The 16,532-nt window shown below is 68.0% G+C and carries 13 protein-coding genes and 1 tRNA gene; 9 read left to right on the forward strand and 5 right to left on the reverse strand.

Going from position 1 to position 16,532, the window contains the following annotated elements:
- Window position 1 precedes the first annotated feature (1 nt).
- Window positions 2–3,796, reverse strand: coding sequence for a complex I subunit 5 family protein (locus DESTE_RS17005; protein WP_035069201.1), 3,795 nt, complete (start codon window positions 3,794–3,796; stop codon window positions 2–4).
- 604 nt (window positions 3,797–4,400) lie between these two features.
- Entirely contained in the window at window positions 4,401–4,832 is a 432-nt protein-coding gene (gene sugE, locus DESTE_RS17010; RefSeq protein WP_245590892.1) for a quaternary ammonium compound efflux SMR transporter SugE, read from the reverse strand.
- Between the two features lie 226 nt (window positions 4,833–5,058).
- Here sugE and DESTE_RS17015 point away from each other — a divergent pair, with 226 nt between their 5' ends.
- The 3 genes from DESTE_RS17015 to DESTE_RS17025 all read left to right on the forward strand — a co-directional run bounded on the left by DESTE_RS17015 (window position 5,059) and on the right by DESTE_RS17025 (window position 7,143).
- Window positions 5,059–5,982: a substrate-binding periplasmic protein gene (locus DESTE_RS17015; RefSeq protein ID WP_035069204.1), complete on the forward strand. Its 924-nt coding sequence runs from the start codon at window positions 5,059–5,061 to the stop codon at window positions 5,980–5,982.
- Window positions 5,983–6,167: 185 nt separating this feature from the next.
- A complete protein-coding gene (locus tag DESTE_RS17020) occupies window positions 6,168–6,512 on the forward strand; it encodes a DsrE family protein (protein WP_035069207.1) in 345 nt (114 codons plus the stop codon).
- Window positions 6,513–6,567: 55 nt separating this feature from the next.
- Complete coding sequence (locus DESTE_RS17025) at window positions 6,568–7,143, forward strand: hypothetical protein (RefSeq protein WP_051384535.1); 576 nt, start codon at window positions 6,568–6,570, stop codon at window positions 7,141–7,143.
- 80 nt (window positions 7,144–7,223) lie between these two features.
- Here DESTE_RS17025 and DESTE_RS17030 read toward each other — a convergent pair.
- Window positions 7,224–7,299 (reverse strand) — tRNA-Ala (locus DESTE_RS17030).
- Window positions 7,300–7,465: 166 nt separating this feature from the next.
- On the reverse strand, window positions 7,466–9,382 hold the full coding sequence (locus tag DESTE_RS17035; RefSeq protein ID WP_035069210.1) for a glycosyltransferase family protein: 1,917 nt from the start codon (window positions 9,380–9,382) through the stop codon (window positions 7,466–7,468).
- Window positions 9,383–9,436: 54 nt separating this feature from the next.
- Between DESTE_RS17035 and DESTE_RS17040 the strand changes: the two genes are divergently transcribed.
- From DESTE_RS17040 to ruvC, 3 genes are all read left to right on the forward strand, one after another.
- Window positions 9,437–10,042, forward strand: a complete 606-nt coding sequence (locus DESTE_RS17040) for an RlmE family RNA methyltransferase (RefSeq protein WP_035069211.1) — start codon at window positions 9,437–9,439, stop codon at window positions 10,040–10,042.
- 103 nt (window positions 10,043–10,145) lie between these two features.
- The gene (locus DESTE_RS17045) at window positions 10,146–10,889 is read left to right on the forward strand and encodes a YebC/PmpR family DNA-binding transcriptional regulator (RefSeq protein WP_035069213.1); all 744 of its coding nucleotides are present in this window, start codon (window positions 10,146–10,148) and stop codon (window positions 10,887–10,889) included.
- A gap of 230 nt (window positions 10,890–11,119) precedes the next feature.
- On the forward strand, window positions 11,120–11,677 hold the full coding sequence (gene ruvC, locus DESTE_RS17050; protein WP_245590893.1) for a crossover junction endodeoxyribonuclease RuvC: 558 nt from the start codon (window positions 11,120–11,122) through the stop codon (window positions 11,675–11,677).
- A gap of 290 nt (window positions 11,678–11,967) precedes the next feature.
- Here ruvC and DESTE_RS17055 read toward each other — a convergent pair whose 3' ends face one another.
- Window positions 11,968–13,677, reverse strand: coding sequence for a sensor domain-containing diguanylate cyclase (locus DESTE_RS17055; RefSeq protein ID WP_035069215.1), 1,710 nt, complete (start codon window positions 13,675–13,677; stop codon window positions 11,968–11,970).
- Window positions 13,678–13,863: 186 nt separating this feature from the next.
- Here DESTE_RS17055 and ruvA point away from each other — a divergent pair, with 186 nt between their 5' ends.
- The 3 genes from ruvA to thyX all read left to right on the forward strand — a co-directional run bounded on the left by ruvA (window position 13,864) and on the right by thyX (window position 16,441).
- Entirely contained in the window at window positions 13,864–14,472 is a 609-nt protein-coding gene (gene ruvA / locus DESTE_RS17060) for a Holliday junction branch migration protein RuvA (protein ID WP_035069216.1), read from the forward strand.
- Window positions 14,472–15,476 carry a Holliday junction branch migration DNA helicase RuvB gene (ruvB, locus tag DESTE_RS17065; RefSeq protein ID WP_051384536.1) on the forward strand — a complete coding sequence of 335 codons (1,005 nt, stop codon included), beginning with the start codon at window positions 14,472–14,474 and terminating at the stop codon, window positions 15,474–15,476. Before ruvA ends, ruvB begins: the two co-directional genes overlap by 1 nt.
- 233 nt (window positions 15,477–15,709) lie before the next feature.
- On the forward strand, window positions 15,710–16,441 hold the full coding sequence (thyX, locus tag DESTE_RS17070) for an FAD-dependent thymidylate synthase (RefSeq protein WP_035069219.1): 732 nt from the start codon (window positions 15,710–15,712) through the stop codon (window positions 16,439–16,441).
- Window positions 16,442–16,532: the final 91 nt, after the last annotated feature.

Genomic DNA, 16,532 nt, shown 5'->3' on the forward strand with positions numbered 1-16,532 from the left:
TCTACCTCCGCTTCAGGGCGGGCATGGCCGCCTGGGCCAGTTGCCGCAGCAGGGCCAGGGGTGCGCCGTAGATGTCCTGCGGGGCCAGGCGGGCCTCGTCGGCCTTCATGGCCACGCCGCAGGTGTGGATGTCGGTGGTGCGCACGGTGCCGATGAGCCCGCGCAGGGCGGTACGCCCGCCGAAGAAGGCGACGGCCAGCAGCACGGCCAGGGCGGTGGCATTGAACGCCCCCGCGCCGGAAGCCACGCCCCACGGCGCAACCGCCAGCCCGGCGAAGCCCAGTTCACGGCCCATCATGTCGATGGCCAGCAGGGGCAGGCCGGGGAACACGCCGGTGATGATGCACCCGGCAGCCAGGATGCCCATGGGCACCAGCATGATGCGCGGGGCTTCCTGCACGTGGGCGAGGTCGGGCGAGGGGCGGCCCAGGAAGGCCGAGTGCAGGAACTTGGCAAAGTAGGCCAGGGTCAGCACGCTGCCCGCCAGCGAAAGCAGGGCCAGCGCCACTTCGCCCTCGGCCATCAGCGCGTGGTAGAGAATCCACTTGGAGGCAAAGCCGTTGGTGGGCGGCACACCGACCACCGAAAGCGCCCCGATGGCGAACATGGTCAGGGTGACGGGCATGCGCTGCCCGATGCCGCCCAGTTCGTCCAGCGAGTGCTTGTGGGTGCACAGGATGAGCGACCCGGCCACGAGGAACAGCAGGTCCTTGAACAGCACGTGGTTGACCAGGTGCAGCATGCCGCCGGCCATGCCCAGCGGGGTGCCCAGGGCCACGCCCACCACCATGTAGCCCAACTGGCTGACGGTGGAGTAGATGAGCACCAGCTTGAGGTCCGACTGCATCACGGCCAGCAGGGCAGCCATGACGATGGTGATGCCGCCCACCCAGGCGATGGCGTACATCACCTGCGGCTGGCCCCACTGTGCGGCCAGACCGGTGAAGAAGCCCGCGCCGCCCAGCACGAAGAACAGCTTGGCGAGGCCGAACAGGGCGCTCTTCAGCAGTACCGACGAGATGTAGCCGGAAACCGGCGTGGGCGCCGTTGCCGGGTGCATCTGCACGTCGATGCGGAAGGGCAGCTGCGCCGCCTTCATGGTGAAGCCGATGGCCATCAGGGCCACGGCGGTGGCGGCCAGGGCCACGGGCATGGTCGGCAGGGCGGAACGCACCGCGCCGAAGCTGGGGTCGCCCGCCATGGAGGACAGCATGACCACCCCCAGGAACAGGAAGGCCGCACCCAGCACGTTGAAGAAGAAGTACTTGAAGCCCTCGCGCAGTGCGGCGGGGTTTTCTTCATGCACGATGACGAAGTACAGGCTCCACGAACTCATGATCTCCCAGAAGGTGAAGAAGCCGAACAGGTCGTTGCTGGCGGCAACGCCCATCAGCCCGCCCACCATGAACAGGAAGAACGTGTAGAAGCGCCACTGGGTGTGGCTGTGCTCCATGTAGCCCACGGCGTAGAACATGTTCAGACAGCCGATGACCGGCACGATGAGCGCGAAGGCGAAGGAGATGGAATCCAGCCCGCGCCCGAACACCACCACCGCGATGGCCGCAACGGCCAGGATGATGGCGGTGGCCAGGCCCGCCGCCTTGCGGTCGCGCCGCAGCAGGAAGGGCACCACGGCGCCCAGCATGGGGATGAGCACGAAGGGATGCCAGGTCACCGCCAGCATGGGCAGGGCCTGCACATCCAGCTTGCCCGCGCCCGCCAGCATGTCGGCCACGGGGGTGACCAGCGAAAGGCCCAGCTGCGGCAGCACGCCCAGCACCAGGCACAGCGCGGCCAGCACGCCGGTGGCCACGCGCATGGAGGCAGGGGCCTCCTGCACCACGGGGCCGGTGTAGGGCTGGAAGACCAGGGTGCGCACGATGCGCATGTAGTAGACGCACCCGGCAAGGCTGCCCAGCAGCAGCACGGCGGCCAGCGCCGGGTGACCGGCGGCCACCAGCGCCTGCAGCATCAGGTACTTGCCGACAAAGCCGTTGAACGGCGGCAGGCCCATGATGGAGATGAGGCCGACGACCATGCACCCGGCGGTGAACGGCATGACCCGGGCCATGCCCGCAAGGTCCGCCAGCTTCTTGCTGCCCGCGCGCAGGATGAGACCGCCCGCGCAGAGGAACAGCAGGTTCTTCATGATGGCATGGTTCAGCACGTGCAGCAGCGAGCCGGTGGTGGCCAGCCAGGTGCCGATGCCGATGACCATGAATATTTCACCCACCTGCCCCATGGTCGAGTAGGCCAGTAGGCGCTTCAGGTCGTCCTGCTTCAGGGCCATCAGTTCGCCGTAGAGCATGGTGGCCGTGCCCAGCGCGGTGACCAAGAGGCCCATGGAGCTGAAGCCCCCGGCGGATTCGCCAGCCTTCAGCAGTACGGCAGAGCCGAACACCGCCAGCATCAGCCGCACGGTGCCGTACACGCCGGTCTTGGTCAGGATGCCCGACAGCGGGCCGGAGATGGACGAAGGTGCGGCGGGGTGCGCGTCGGGCAGCCAGCCGTGGCCGGGCACCAGGCCCGCCTTGACCGCAAAGCCGACAAAGGCCAGCACCACCGCGCCCTTCACCACGGGGGCGGGCAGGGTGGCGGCAAGACCGGCCAGCGCCGCGAAGTCCAGCGTGCCCGCCTGGGCGGACAGCAGCATGAAGCCGGGCAGCATGGCGCAGGCCCCGGCCACGCACATCACGAAGTACTTCACGGCGGCGTGGAACGCCTTGTCCGTGGCCTCGTGGGCCACCAGGAAGTACGACGAGAAGGTCATCAGTTCCCAGAACACGTAGAAGCCGCCGAAGTCGCGCGCCAGGGCCAGGCCCGTGAGCGAGCCGCACATCAGCAGCAGGAAGAACCAGTAGCCGCCCGCGCGGCGGTCGTGGTGGATGTAGCCCACCGAGTACACCGCCACCACCAGGCCGATGCCCGCGATGATCACGCCGAACAGGCGAGACAGCGGGTCGATGCTGGCATCGGTCCAGGTCAGCGCCACCGAGGCGGCCACAAGGGCAACGCCAGCCAGCGCGCGGGCGCGGCCGGAAGCAAGGCCGATGGCCCACACGGCAAAGGCGCCCGCGTAGGGCACCAGGGCGGCGGGGTGCCAATGTGCGCCGAAGGCGGGCAGGGCGTCGTGCGCAACGCCAAGGGCGTCGGCCACCTGCGCGGTGACGGCGTGTCCGGCCAGCCCGAACGCGGCCAGGAAGACCGCAAAAAGCCCCGCCAGCACGTGGAACGTGAAGGACGGGGCGTGGGGGACGTGGGCGGATTCGCTCCACTGGCCGGATTCAAGACAGATGGCCTGTACCGATAGCACGGTGGCTGCGGCCAGGGCCATGCCCGCGAAGGCCACGGCCACGGCGTAGCCCCAGTGCCCGGCGGCAAAGGCGGCATGCAGGATGAAGGCCCGCCCGTCCGGCACGAGGAACACGGAAAGCCCCATGCCCGCGAACATGGCGAAGCCGAAGAACAGCCCGGTAAGGGGCAGCGCCGCGCGGATGCCGCGCAGGTCGCCCAGCCTGGCCGACCCCGCCGTGCGGGCAAGGCGCGCAAGGGTGAGCAGCGCAAGACACCGCGCTGCCATCTGGTAGATGAATTGGGTGGTTCCCCCGACCAGCCCGGCACCCCCGCCGAGGCCAAGGCCGAGAAGCGTGAGGCCGATGTCGGAAAGGCACATCAGGCCCAGCATGGTGAAGGGGCGTCGGCGTGCCGCTAGGGCCGACACGGCGCCGCCGAGCAGCAGCAGTGCCCCCAGCATGGCCAGGAACGGCAGTTCGGCGACAGGCGGAGCGGTGGTCATGCGAGTCTCCGTCGTTGAGCGTGTATGATGCAAATTGGTTAAACAACCAGTCTGTGGCTCCACCTTATTTTGACTGGAGACTTCTTTCAACCCCCCTGATTGTGAATGAGTGGTACAAAACGGAGCGTGGCAGAGAAAAAAGCGTGTCCATGCCAATGTTTGACCGCGCGACCAGTTTTTTTCGATGCAGGAAAAAAATTTCGAAAGTTGATCGGATCATGCCGCAAGTACAAAAGATTTGCCAAAGAAGACGTCAGACGGCTGATCTAATGCGGCAAAATGTAAGCAGTGCTTTGTGAAATGAGTGGCGAGTTGTAATTGTTTATGTGAGTAAACACTGCTGTGCATGGCTGCATTCGATACCAGTCCGGTTTCATGACGCAATGTCGGGCGTGGCGGAGACGGGTGGCGGGCAACCACGCCGCATCATTGGCGTGACGGCCTGATGTGGCTGCGGCATTGTCCTGCGCTTCGGGCGGAGAGTGGGGGCTGGTGGCCTGGCGCCCTTGTTCCGGCAGGGGGGTGCTCTCCGGTACGGCGGGGGGCCATGTGTTGCGTCGGGTTGGCCAACCGTTGTATCAGGTTGGCGTAGCAGTGCGCCGCATCACGAGGCGCCCAGCAATTTCAGCCCGGCGATGCCGGCCACGATGCACAGGATGCAGCCCAGGCGCGCGGCGGTTGCGGGTTCGCCGAACAGCACGATGCCGAGCAGCGCGGTACCCACCGTGCCCACGCCGGTCCACACCGCATAGGCAGTGCCCAGGGGCAGGTGGCGCAGGGCCACGGCCAGCAGGTACAGGCTGACGGCCATGGCGGTCACGGTGAACGCCGAGGGCACGAGGCGGGTAAACCCCTGGGTATACTTGAGTCCCACGGCCCAACCCACCTCGAACAACCCGGCGGCGAACAGGGCGATCCATGCACCGGATGCGCCGGATGCACCGAATGCACCGGACGGGGTGGACAGGGAGGCGATGAATGACGTGAACCATGTGGACCATGTGGACCATGTGGACCATGTGGACCATGTGAACATGGCGGCTCCTGCGCCGCGCGCGCGGCAGGTTGCGGGCAACAAAAAACCCGGCCGGAGCCGGGCATAAGGACAGCACGCCATGGGGGCGCAGTCCGTGTCATGCGACGCCCCGAACATAGCCATGACGGAGGAAAAGGCAAGCCGGGGCGGCTTGCCGCCACGTGGATGGCGGGGTATTCTGCCGTATGGTTCTATTTTATGTCCATGCGGAGGCAGGCGTATTCCGATGACATACCGGGAGCGCAGGGTGCGCGGGGGTGCGGCGGTGCTGTGCGGCATGGCCTTGTGCGCCATGCTGGCGCTGGCCTGCGTGTTGGCGCCCCGCGTATATGCCGTGAACCAGAGCGGCGTGTGGGGCGCGCGTGAAACTGGCGATGTTTCCCCACAGGCCTCGCTGCCCGAAGAGGGCGGGGCCGGACAGGTCGCTGCGGGTCATGTCCTGACAGGCGAAACGGATGCTCCCGCTGCCGGACAGGCCGCCAGCGCACCCGATGGGCCGGAACTGCGCATCGGGTTCAGCACCTCCTCGCTGCCGTACGTGGATGTTGCCCACAAGGGAGGGCTGGAACCCCTTCTGGTGACGGCTGCCCTGGGCAAGTCCGGCTATCGTGTCGTGCCGGTGTTCCTGCCGCATGCCCGCGCCCTGGATCAGGTGCGCAAGGGCTTGCTGGACGGCTGCGGCCCCGTGGGGCGTCATGCCGACGTGGCCGGGCTGGCCCTGGGGGGCATGTACCTGCAATACCGCAATGTGGCGGTATCGCTGGAGGCCGCCAACCTGGACATCAACACGCTGGGCGATCTGCGGGATTTGCCGGTGACGGCCTTCCACAACGCGCGGGTATTCATGGGGCCGGACTTCGCGGCCATGGCCGATGCCAACCCCCGCTACGAGGAACAGGTGGACCAGCGGGCTCAGGTGGAGGCGTTCTTTCAGCGGCGCGACCGGGTCATCGTGCTGGACGAGCGCATCCTTGCCTTTCATCGTGCCCGACTGGCCGCACGGGGTGTGGGCAAGCCGGTGCGCATCCACCATATCTTTCCGGCGCAAGACCGTTTTTTCGTGTTTCGCGACCCGGCCGTGCGCAATGCCTTCGACGCAGGCTTGCGGCAGTTGCGGGAAAGCGGGGAGTATAGGCGCATGGTGCGCTAGGGGGTGTTTTCTAATTGTCCTTTCGCCCGTTGGCTTACCGACCCGAAGGGCGCGTAGCGTGCCAGTCAGGCGAGCTTGCATGCCTTGCCCCGCCGCAGGCGGCTCTGCGAGCCGAACGGATGGGGAAAGCAGCCGTACGGGCACCGTGCGCAACGTGGTCAACCATCATTACAGGCAGGAGCGCCATGCACTACGACATCGTCTTTCACTTCGATAACGGCCCGACGGAACTGAACATCGCCATCAGCAACGTGCGCAACTACCACAAGGCTCTGGACGGAGTTGCCTTTACCAGCGTGCTGGTAGTCAACGGACCGGGCATCCGGCTGATGGGTGCGGACGATCCGGATTTTGCCGAGCCGCTGCGCGAACTGCGCGCGCTGGGGCTGGACATTCGTGTGTGCGCCAACGCCATGCGCCATTTCGGGCTGGACGAGGCATGGCTGAACCCCGCCTGTACCGTGGTGCCCGCGGGCATCCTGGAACTGGTGGACCTGCAGCGCAAGGGGTTTGCCTACGTGAAGCCGTGATCGGCGCACTTGCGGCATGCTCCGTGCGCCAACGGGGCACAAAGGACTTGGAACAATGACCACGACAGGACAGGGCGCCCCCGGCCAGGGGGCAGAAGTGCCGAACGGCGAGTCGCAGAAACCCGGCGGCCTTCCGGCCACGGGCAGGCTGGTGGACAGCCATCCGCTGCTGGCCCGGCTGACCGGGCAGGTGGTGTGGAATCTGGCGGAAGAGGCGGGCGCGGACGACGACGAATGCGGCCTGTTCATGGACCATTATGCCGCGTGGCGCGGGGCGGCGCTGGCGGTGCTGGAACGGTTGCGCGACGCGCCGGGCGGCGGTTTGCGCCTGGTGGTGGACGACGCGGACCGGGCAGGTGCCTGCCCGGAATGCGTGGCCCTGCACGGCGTGGTGCTTCCGGGCACCCATCCGGACCTTGCGGCGTGGCTGCCGCCGTTCTCCATCGGCTGCCACTGCCGGGCCGAATACGTGGAAGCGGCGGAAATGGCCGTAGCCGGTCCGCACTTGCCTCCGGCGGGGTTGCGGCCACCGGCCCATCGGCTGTGCTGCCCGCGCCGTCCGCTGTCGCTGTTGCTGACCCAGTTGGGCCCGTTGGGCCAGTTGGCGCAGTCGCAGGGGCACGAGGGGTAACACACAGAAACCGCGTGCCGCAGTCTGATGCTGCAAACGGAAAAGGGCTTGCCGATGTTCTCGGCAAGCCCGTTTTTGGCTGGTGGAGACGATGAGGATTGAACTCACGACCTCAGCATTGCGAACGCTGCGCTCTCCCAGTTGAGCTACGTCCCCAGTCAGGAGAAGGCTGTATATACCTGTTGCCGCCCGACCGCAAGGGGCCGGGGCGGAAAAAGTTGACGACGCGCAAGGGCGGTGCGGGCGTCTGGCGGATCAGCGCGGCGGGGGGCATGCGGCAGACGGGCGTCTGGCGGGTGGCGAGCCAGGGCAGGGCTGGCCGCTATTCCAGCCCCAGCGCCTCGCACAGGGTGCGCACCCGATGGCGATAGGTATGGCGGGACAGGATGTGCGTCTGCCAAGCCGTCACAAGGTCGGCACGCAAGGACGGGTCGCCTTCCAGGCGGTGCAGCAGCGTGCCAAGGCCGGGGGCCTCGTCATCAGGATGGGCCACACGGGCGGTGGGTTCCGCCGTGCCCGTGTCGCCGCTCCGGGCCGGGGAAAAGGCGATTTCGCGGCGCAGTTCTTCGGGAAAGATGTCGAGGCCCGGCGTGTCGTCGGTGATGCAGAAGCCCCCTGCCGCCCAGACGTCGAAGTGGCGCTGGGTGAGACCTGCGGGCAACAGCAGGCTGGTGACGTTCAGCGACCAGCGGGCCGAGCGGTACACGGCGGGCAGGGTGGTGTAGTAGTCCACCGGGTGGTGCAGGTCGGTGCCCTGCGGCAACAGGGGCTGCCAGCCGTCGTCGCCGAATACGGTCAGACCGTGCGGGGCGGCGGCATTCAGACAGCGCACCCGCCGGGCCAGGGCGCATTCCTCCGCCCCCAGGCCCGCCGCGCGCACCGCGTTGCCGGGCCACAATTGCGCAATGCCAAGGCGCGCCGTCCACCAGTGAAAGTCGGGCCGGCAGTGAAAGTCGGGTCGGCAGTGAAAGTCGGGCCGGCAGTGAAAATCGGGCCGGGAATGGACGTAGGGTCGGGGGCCAGGGGCGTCGAGCAGGGCCAGCGCTTCGTCCAGCAGGTCCGGGGCGATGCGCTGCCCCGCGAAAAAGCCGCCCTTGCCGGGGAAGGCGGACCGGCCCACGAACACCACGGGGTTCAGGTCGGCCATAGCCGCCGGAGAAAGCTGGGGGGCTCCGGCGGCCCCGCTGTCCTCGAACTGTTTCGACTCGAAACGCTCAGGCCCGAAAAATTCCGGTCCGGTGGCCAGCGGCAGATGCAGCAGTCGCTGCGCCCCGTGGGCGCGCAACAGGGGCAGGAACGAGGCATCGGTGACGCACAGCAGCGCCCCGCGCCACCACGGCCCGCGCAGGGCCGAGAGCAGGTGGAAGGGATTGTCCACGCACCAGATGGCAACGTCCACCCCGCAGGCGCGCAGCAGATGAAAGCGCTCGCCCCAGGCGTCCAGCCCCTGCAGATTCACGCTCAGGAGCAGGTCCGGGCGCTGGTCGGCCAGCAGGCGGGGCAGATCGGCGTGCAGGGTGTCCGGATCGACCCGGCGCGGAGCCAGTCCCTCGGCGGTCAGGGCGGCTTCCAGTTCCGGCAGCAGCAGCGAACCTTCCGTGCCGGGCAGCAGCACGGTGCGGGACCGGGCGGAACGCGGCCCGGCGTGCCCCGCCATGCCTTCCGGTGGCAACACCAGCGCGGGAGCCATGCGCACGGCGCGCGCTGCGCCCAGCAGCGGCCCCCAGAAGGTGGGGAACAGCCGTTCCGCCTCGCGGTAGATCACCACCAGCGCGCGGGCAAGACGGTCGGGCGGAACATCTTCCGGCGCGGCCAGCGCCCATCCGGCGGGCATGGCCGCACGCCATGCGCCCTGCGTGTACTCATCCATATGATGGATGAACGCAGGGCATTCGATGACGAGCACGGTGGGGGCGTCTGGCCTGCCGAGGGGGGTATCTTTTTTTCGCAGCCCCGCCAGCGCTCCATCCACCGCCCGTTGCGCCGTGGCCGGATTCGGCCCCAGGCCCAGCACCACCACCTCGACGGGGGCGTCGGCCCCCTGCCCGCGCGGGGGCAGCATGGCGAAGGTGGCAGGCAGGATATCGTCCGGCAGCGTGCCGTCAGACAGAGTCCTGCCCGGCAGTCTGCCGTCCGGCGCAACGTCGGCAGGCCCCGCCACGTCAGGCCCCACCGCATCAGGCAGGGTCCGGAGCTGTCCCAGTTCGTTGGGGATGCGCAGTCGGGCGGGGCGGGCCATGAGAGTCCTTGGCGGGCGCGGGGCTTTCGGGTACAAGCGGCCACGGGTGACCACATGAAGACATACCGAGACCACTATTTTCTGAAGGCCAAGCAGGAAAACTATCCCGCGCGGTCCATCTACAAGCTGAAGGAAATCGACAATCGCTTCAAGCTGTTCCGCCAGGGCATGAAGGTGCTGGACCTGGGGGCTGCCCCCGGCTCGTGGTCGCTTGGCGCGGCCGAGCGGGTGGGGGCGAAGGGGCGGGTGCTGGCCTGCGACCTGCAAACCACCGAAACCCAGTTTCCGCCCAACGTCACCTTCATGCAAGAGGACGTGTTCAACCGCTCCGAGGCCTTCGAGGACGCGCTGGCGACCATGGGGCCGTTCCATGTCGTGATCAGCGACATGGCCCCGCGTACCACAGGCACACGGTTCACCGATCAGGCCCGTTCGCTTGAATTGTGCATCGAGGCCCTTGCGGTGGCGGACCATTGCCTGATAAAGGGCGGCAGTTTCGTGGTCAAGATTTTCATGGGGCCGGACGTCAAGCAACTGCATGATGCGCTGCGGGCCCGCTTCGAGACCGTGAAGACCTTCAAGCCCAAAAGCTCGCGGGTCGAAAGCAAGGAAACATTCTACGTCTGCCTCGGATACCGGGGCGACGGACAGCAGGACTGACACACAGCGCCGGCGGCGCGCGCCGGGCTGCCCGTCCGCCGCGCGTTGCGTCGTGGCGTTTCCGCATTCATCTCTTTTGCCGACATTTCTTTCAGGAGGACGCATGGCCGGACATAGCAAATGGGCCAACATCCAGCACCGCAAGGGGCGTCAGGACGCCAAGCGCGGCAAGCTGTTCACCAAGGCCGCCAAGGAAATCATCATCGCCGCCAAGGGCGGTGGCGACCCGGCCAGCAACGCCCGCCTGCGCGCCGCCATTGCCGCCGCCAAGGCCGTGAACCTGCCCAAGGACAAGATCGACAACGCCATCAAGAAGGGCACCGGTGAACTGGCGGGCGGCGACATCCTTGAAATCTCGTACGAGGGCTACGGCCCCGGCGGCGTGGCGCTGATCGTGGAAGCGGCCACCGACAACCGCAACCGCACCGTGGCCGAAGTGCGCCACATCCTTTCCAAGCACGGCGGCTCCATGGGCGAGGCCGGGTGCGTGGGCTGGATGTTCGAACGCAAGGGCGTGATCACCATGGACGGTGGCAAGTACACCGAAGATCAGGTGATGGAAGCCGCGCTGGAAGCGGGCGCCGACGACGTGCGCGACGAGGGCGGCACCTGGGAAATCCACACCGCCGTGGCCGACTTTGCCGCCGTGCGCGACGCGCTGGAAGCCGCAGGCCTGGAAATGGATTCCGCCGAATTGTCCATGATTCCCCAGAACACGGTGGAAGTGGACGCGGAAACCGGCCGCAAGCTGATGCGTCTGGTGGACGCCCTGGAAGACAACGACGACGTGCAGAACGTGCACGCCAACTTCGACCTGCCCGACGAAGTGCTGGCCGAACTGGAATAGCCGACATGACTCGCACCGGAGCCCGCCTTGCGCGGGCTCCGGCGTTTCCGGCGTCCGTGTGACAGCCCGGGCGGCAGATTGGATGCCGCAGCACCCGTGGCCACCCCGGTGGCCCCGGTGGTCCTGACGGTCCTGACGGTCCTGCCGGGCGTGTCCCGTACCGGTCCGGCTATTCTCCATCCGCCGCGTTGCGGCATCACCCTGCATTCCCGGCATCCGCCGGAGGCCCCATGCCCCTCCGCAAGCCCGCATCCCCCCAGGCGGAAACGCCTGCCCGCCCTGCATCAGCCGCCGGTGGCGTCACCGTCATCGGCATCGACCCCGGCTCGCAGTGCACCGGCTGGGGGGTGGTGCGCGAGGCGTCGGGCGTGCTCACCCTGGTGGACTGCGGAGCCATTCGCCCCAAGGGCGAGGACTTTGCCGCGCGGCTGGGCCACCTGTTCCGTGAACTGCACGCCCTGGTGGGGCGGTACACCCCGGACGAGGCGGCCATCGAGAATGTGCACGCCGCCCGCAACGTGGCCACCGCCCTCAAGCTGGGGCAGGCGCGCGGGGTGGCCGTGGCCGCCTGCGCCGCGCACGGGGTGGTGGTGGCCGACTATCAGCCCACGGAAATCAAGAAGGCCCTGGTGGGCACCGGCGGGGCGGACAAGGAACAGGTAAGCTTCATGGTGGCGCGGGTGCTGGGCGCAAAGGGCGGCTGGGGGCTGGATACCGGCGACGCGCTGGCCGCCGCCGTGTGCCACCTGAACGCCCGGCGGCTGTCCCGGCTGGCAAAGCTGGGCTGACGGGCACCTCGCACGGCTGCCGCTTTCGTGCGTGGGTCTGGCCTGCATGCGTCCGTCCGGCGCAAGGGGGGCGGGTGAACAGCAGGGGACATTCTGCGCCATGCGGTGCATCGTGACGGGGATGCCTGCAGGCATGCCCCTGAAAGAAAAGGCCGTCCGGCGTTACCGGGCGGCCCTGTGTTTTTTCAGCGGAACGGGTGCGGCCCTGCCGCCCCGTCACGGATTTTCGCATCGCATTCTGTTTCCGTCCCGCGCGGCGGCCCGCTCGCCTTTTGCCCTGCGCCGGGGCTTCAGTCTTCGCTCGCGGCCTCATTCAGGATGGCGCAGTGCAGCGGCGCGCTGCCGCCCGTAAGCGTGTCGTCCGGCACCTGCGATGCCCGCACCGTGCGGTTGCGGCCACAGCGCTTGGCCATGTACAGCGCGGCGTCCGCCTCGTGCAGCCAGCGGCCCGGCTCGATGTCCGGCCGCGCCTGGGCCACGCCCATGCTGACGGTCATGGGGATGGGCGTGTCGACATGGGACAGGGGTGTTTCCTCCACCTTGCGGCGTATCCGTTCCAGCAGCACCACGGCCTCGCGCTCGCCCGTGTCGGGCAACAGCAGGGCGAATTCCTCGCCGCCCACGCGGGCCAGCAGGTCCGGCTCGCGCAACTGGTTGCGGATGACCTCGGTCACGTGGGCCAGCATGGCGTCGCCCACGCCGTGGCCGTGCCGGTCATTCACCGCCTTGAAGTGGTCCAGGTCCAGCATGGCCAGGGCCAGGGGGTGTCCGCTGCGCGCGCTGCGGGCCAGTTCGGCGTTCATGGCCTCGTCCAGCCGCCGCCGGTTGAAGCACCCGGTCAGGTGGTCGCGCTCCGCCATGCGGCGCAGTTCTTCGTTCAGGCGGGTGAGGGTCTGGTTGTTGCCCGCGATGATGTGCAACTGGGACCGGTTGTGCAGGGTGTAGATGGCGGCGGAAAGCAGGGTGCCCAACGCGGCCATGCCGCACAGCACGGCGAAGCGGAAGCGCTCCTGGCGCCGGTCCTCCAGGGTCAGGGCTTCGCCCACCTCTTCGGCCACATGCAGCGAAAGGCCGTCCTGCGGGCGAGGGGTCACCCCCAGCAGCGCGGGGCGCGTGGCATCGCCGATGAGCGTCAGGCCGTGCCTTGCGGTGATGCCGCGCACCACGAAGGGGCGCAGCGACAGTTCGGGAAACGCCTCGCGCTTGTAGCGCAGGATGCGCGCCGAAACGGGCATGTCGCGCACCGGGGCATCCGGCAGGGCATGGAAGATGTGCGCCTTGTCGTTGGCCAGCACCACCACGCCCTGTTCGTCGGTGACGAAGGCGGCGTCCAGGCGCAATCGGCGCGAAAGGGTGGGCAGGTCGGCCTTCACGCCCACCACGCCCAGCACCGTGCCGTACTGGCGCACCGGAGAGGCGAAGAAGAATCCCGGCACGCTGGACACGCGCCCCACGGCGAACTGGCGGCCACGTTCGCCGGACATGGCGGCGATGAAGTAGGCGCGGTCGGCGTAGCTGGTGCCCAGCAGGCTGTCCGCCGCATCGTAGTTGCTGGTGGCGATGGTCGCGCCCGTGTGGTCCATGAGCCAGGCGATGTGCAGGCCCATGGTTTCGGCAAAGGTTTTCAGAAAGGCGTTGAGCGGGGCGCGGCGCCCCACGTTTGGCAGGAGTGGTTGTTGCGGGGCCGCCTCGGGCCGTGGAGCCACCTCGTCGCGTACCCTGTCGTCCTGGGCCAGCAGATCGGGCAGGCGGCGCAGCCCGGCGAAGGCCAGTTCGAATTCGTCGTTCATGGTGCGCTGGCGCAGGGCCAGCCGTGCCCTTGCCTCGGCCACGATCTCGTCCAGGGCGTGGATGGCCCACATGTCTGCATATCTGTCGGCTGCATAGAGTACGCAGGGCAGCAGCAGCACCAGCGTCAGCAGCAGCAGGCGAAGGGGCGTGCGCTCCGCCTGCTGGCGGAACCACGTGAAGGGCGAAGGCAGGCGGGGCGGCAAGGGCATGCAGGCGGCTCCGGGCGGGTTTCCCTGATGCGGGGTGCGGGGGATGATACGGGATTTTCCGCTTCCTACCAAGGGCGTTATCCGAGGGAGACGGTTTTTGCTGTGGCAGGCCCGGCAGGACCGTGCGGCGCGCCCGGCTTCCGGCCCGGTCGCTTTTTGTGTAGGGTGCCCGCGAGAGGTGGAACCATGATCGCGTATGTCGAAGGCCGCGTTGCCGAAATCTCGGGCAATGCCTGCGTGGTGGTGACGGAAGGGGGCGTGGGGTACGAGGTGCACCTGCCCGCGCACACCCTGTCGCGCCTGCCGGAGCGGGGCGGGCAGGTGGCCTTTCACGTGCGGACGGAAGTGCGCGAGGACGCCCTGGAACTGTTCGGCTTTTCCACCTGGGACGAGCGGCAGACCTTCATGGTGCTCACCACCATCAGCAAGGTGGGGGCGCGCACGGCCCTGGCCATCCTTTCGCAGTTCCGCCCCGACGACCTGCGCCGCCTGGTGGTGGAGGACGACGTGCTGGCGCTGACGCGGGTGTCCGGCATCGGCAAGAAGACCGCGCAGCACATCTTTCTGGAATTGAAGTACAAACTGAAGGTCGAGGATCTGCCCGCAGGCATGGCGCTGGCGGGCGGGGCCGCTCCGGGCGGGGTGTTCCGCGATGCGCTGGCCGGGCTTGGCAACCTTGGCTACCTCGAGGACGAGGCCGCCCCGGTGCTGAAGGACGTGCTGAAGGCCGAGCCCGACCTTGACGTGGCCGGGGCGCTGCGCGCGGCCCTGAAGGCCCTGGCGAGGGGGCGCTGATGACGGCGGAGTGCAAGGGACCGGACGGCGAGGGCGCAACCAACTGCGCATCCATCTGCATGGACGAGAACGTGCGGCCGCGCAGCCTGGACGATTTCATCGGGCAGAACGAGTTGCGGGCCAATCTCAAGGTTTTCGTGGCGGCGGCGCTGGAGCGCGGCCAGGCCATGGACCATCTGCTGTTCTACGGCAACCCCGGCCTTGGCAAGACCACCCTGGCCCAGATCATCGCGGCGGAACTGGGGGTGAACCTGGTGTCCACCTCTGGCCCGGTGCTGGAGCGCAGCGGCGACCTGGCGGCCATCCTGACCAACCTCGGGCGGCACGACATCCTGTTCGTGGACGAAATCCACCGCATGCCCGTGGCGGTGGAGGAAGTGCTGTACCCCGCGCTGGAGGACTTCAAGCTGGACCTGGTCATCGGGCAGGGACCGGGGGCGCGCACGGTGAAGATCGACCTTGAGCCGTTCACCCTGGTGGGGGCCACCACCCGCATCGGCCTGCTGTCGTCGCCCCTGCGCGACCGCTTCGGCATCATCAGCAGGCTGGAATTCTACGCGCCCGCCGACCTTGCCCGCATCGTCACGCGCACGGCGCGCATCCTGGGGGCCAACCTGACTCCGGAAGGCGCGGTGGAGATAGGCCGTCGCTCGCGGGGCACACCGCGCATCGCCAACCGGCTGCTGCGCCGGGTGCGCGATTTCGCGGCCGTGCACGGCAACGGCACCATCACCCCGGAACAGGCATCCGCCGCGCTGGGGCGCATGGACGTGGACGAAAGCGGGCTGGACCAGATGGACCGCAAGCTGCTGTCCGTGCTTATCGAACACTTCGGGGGCGGCCCGGTGGGCGTGAAGACCCTGGCCGTGGCCTGTTCCGAAGAAGTACGGACCATAGAAGACATTTATGAACCGTACCTGATCCAGTGCGGCTTTCTGAAGCGCACCCCGCGCGGGCGCGTGGCCACGGCCAAGGCGTACCGGCATCTCAATCTGCTGGCCTGACGGCGGACAGGCAACGGTCCGGCCCACACGATCCGGTCCACGTGAGCCGGTCCACGTGATCCGGTCGGGGCGCCCTGGCTTGCGCGGCCTGTCCCGTGCCGCCTGTCCCGTACAGTCAGCCCCGTGCAGTCTGCCGGTCGAGTCCGGTCGTGGTCCCATGGCGTCTCGCGCGGCGCGCGCCACCAACCATGTTTCACCCCTTGCCCGGCCATGTGGCCGGTTACGGAACCTCCATGCCCAAGACGACGCTGCGGGTCGAACTGCTGGCCCATACCCCGGAACCGCTTTCGCTGATTTATGCCGCCTTTCGCCAGTGCTACCATTCCGGGTTCGTGGCCGACATGTGGCCGCGCCTGCTGTCCGGCGATATCGCGCGCGAGAAGCAGGCCCAGTTCGTGGCCTCGGTGATGGAGTCCGGCCATGCCAGCCCGGTGGAGCACGTCAGCTTCACCTTTGCGGCGGAAGGGGTGTCCCGCGCGCTGACCCATCAGTTGGTGCGTCACCGCATCGCCTCGTATTCGCAGCAGAGCCAGCGCTACGTGGACGGCAGCAACTTCGACTACGTGCTGCCCCCGGCCATTGCCCGCAACCCGCAGGCCCTGGCCCGCTTCGAGCGGTGCATGGCCGAGATCGGCGAGGCCTACCGCGACATCAAGGCCTTGCTGGAGGCCGATGGAAGGGCCGGGGCGAGGTCCAACGAGGATGCCCGCTTCGTGCTGCCCCAGGCGGCAGAGACGCGCATCGTGTTGACCATGAACTGCCGCAGCCTGCTCAACTTCTTCGAGCATCGCTGCTGCATGCGCGCCCAGTGGGAAATCCGGGCCATGGCCGACGCCATGCTGGACCTGTGCCGCGGCGTGCTGCCGGAACTGTTCGCCGTGGCCGGGGCCAAGTGCGAACGGCTGGGCTACTGCCCGGAGGGTGAGCGGTTCACCTGCGGCCGGTACCCCCTGCGCCAGCCCTGACTGGTTGTGCGCTTGCGCACGGCCAATGCGGCGCCAGCGAGGCTGGCAGTGCAGGCCGGGCAGGCACATCACGCAGGATGCCTTTTTTCCC

This window comes from Nitratidesulfovibrio termitidis HI1 (genome assembly GCF_000504305.1).
In the GTDB taxonomy this organism is placed as follows: Bacteria; Desulfobacterota; Desulfovibrionia; order Desulfovibrionales; family Desulfovibrionaceae; genus Cupidesulfovibrio; species Cupidesulfovibrio termitidis.

Excerpts from the sequence above, each read along its gene's own strand:
- DESTE_RS17005 (WP_035069201.1), bottom strand. The coding sequence starts at position 3,796 with ATGACCACCGCTCCGCCTGTCGCCGAACTGCCGTTCCTGGCCATGCTG.
- sugE (WP_245590892.1), bottom strand. The coding sequence starts at position 4,832 with ATGTTCACATGGTCCACATGGTCCACATGGTCCACATGGTCCACATGG.
- DESTE_RS17015 (WP_035069204.1), top strand. The coding sequence starts at position 5,059 with ATGACATACCGGGAGCGCAGGGTGCGCGGGGGTGCGGCGGTGCTGTGC.
- DESTE_RS17020 (WP_035069207.1), top strand. The coding sequence starts at position 6,168 with ATGCACTACGACATCGTCTTTCACTTCGATAACGGCCCGACGGAACTG.
- DESTE_RS17025 (WP_051384535.1), top strand. The coding sequence starts at position 6,568 with ATGACCACGACAGGACAGGGCGCCCCCGGCCAGGGGGCAGAAGTGCCG.
- DESTE_RS17035 (WP_035069210.1), bottom strand. The coding sequence starts at position 9,382 with ATGGCCCGCCCCGCCCGACTGCGCATCCCCAACGAACTGGGACAGCTC.
- DESTE_RS17040 (WP_035069211.1), top strand. The coding sequence starts at position 9,437 with ATGAAGACATACCGAGACCACTATTTTCTGAAGGCCAAGCAGGAAAAC.
- DESTE_RS17045 (WP_035069213.1), top strand. The coding sequence starts at position 10,146 with ATGGCCGGACATAGCAAATGGGCCAACATCCAGCACCGCAAGGGGCGT.
- ruvC (WP_245590893.1), top strand. The coding sequence starts at position 11,120 with ATGCCCCTCCGCAAGCCCGCATCCCCCCAGGCGGAAACGCCTGCCCGC.
- DESTE_RS17055 (WP_035069215.1), bottom strand. The coding sequence starts at position 13,677 with ATGCCCTTGCCGCCCCGCCTGCCTTCGCCCTTCACGTGGTTCCGCCAG.
- ruvA (WP_035069216.1), top strand. The coding sequence starts at position 13,864 with ATGATCGCGTATGTCGAAGGCCGCGTTGCCGAAATCTCGGGCAATGCC.
- ruvB (WP_051384536.1), top strand. The coding sequence starts at position 14,472 with ATGACGGCGGAGTGCAAGGGACCGGACGGCGAGGGCGCAACCAACTGC.
- thyX (WP_035069219.1), top strand. The coding sequence starts at position 15,710 with ATGCCCAAGACGACGCTGCGGGTCGAACTGCTGGCCCATACCCCGGAA.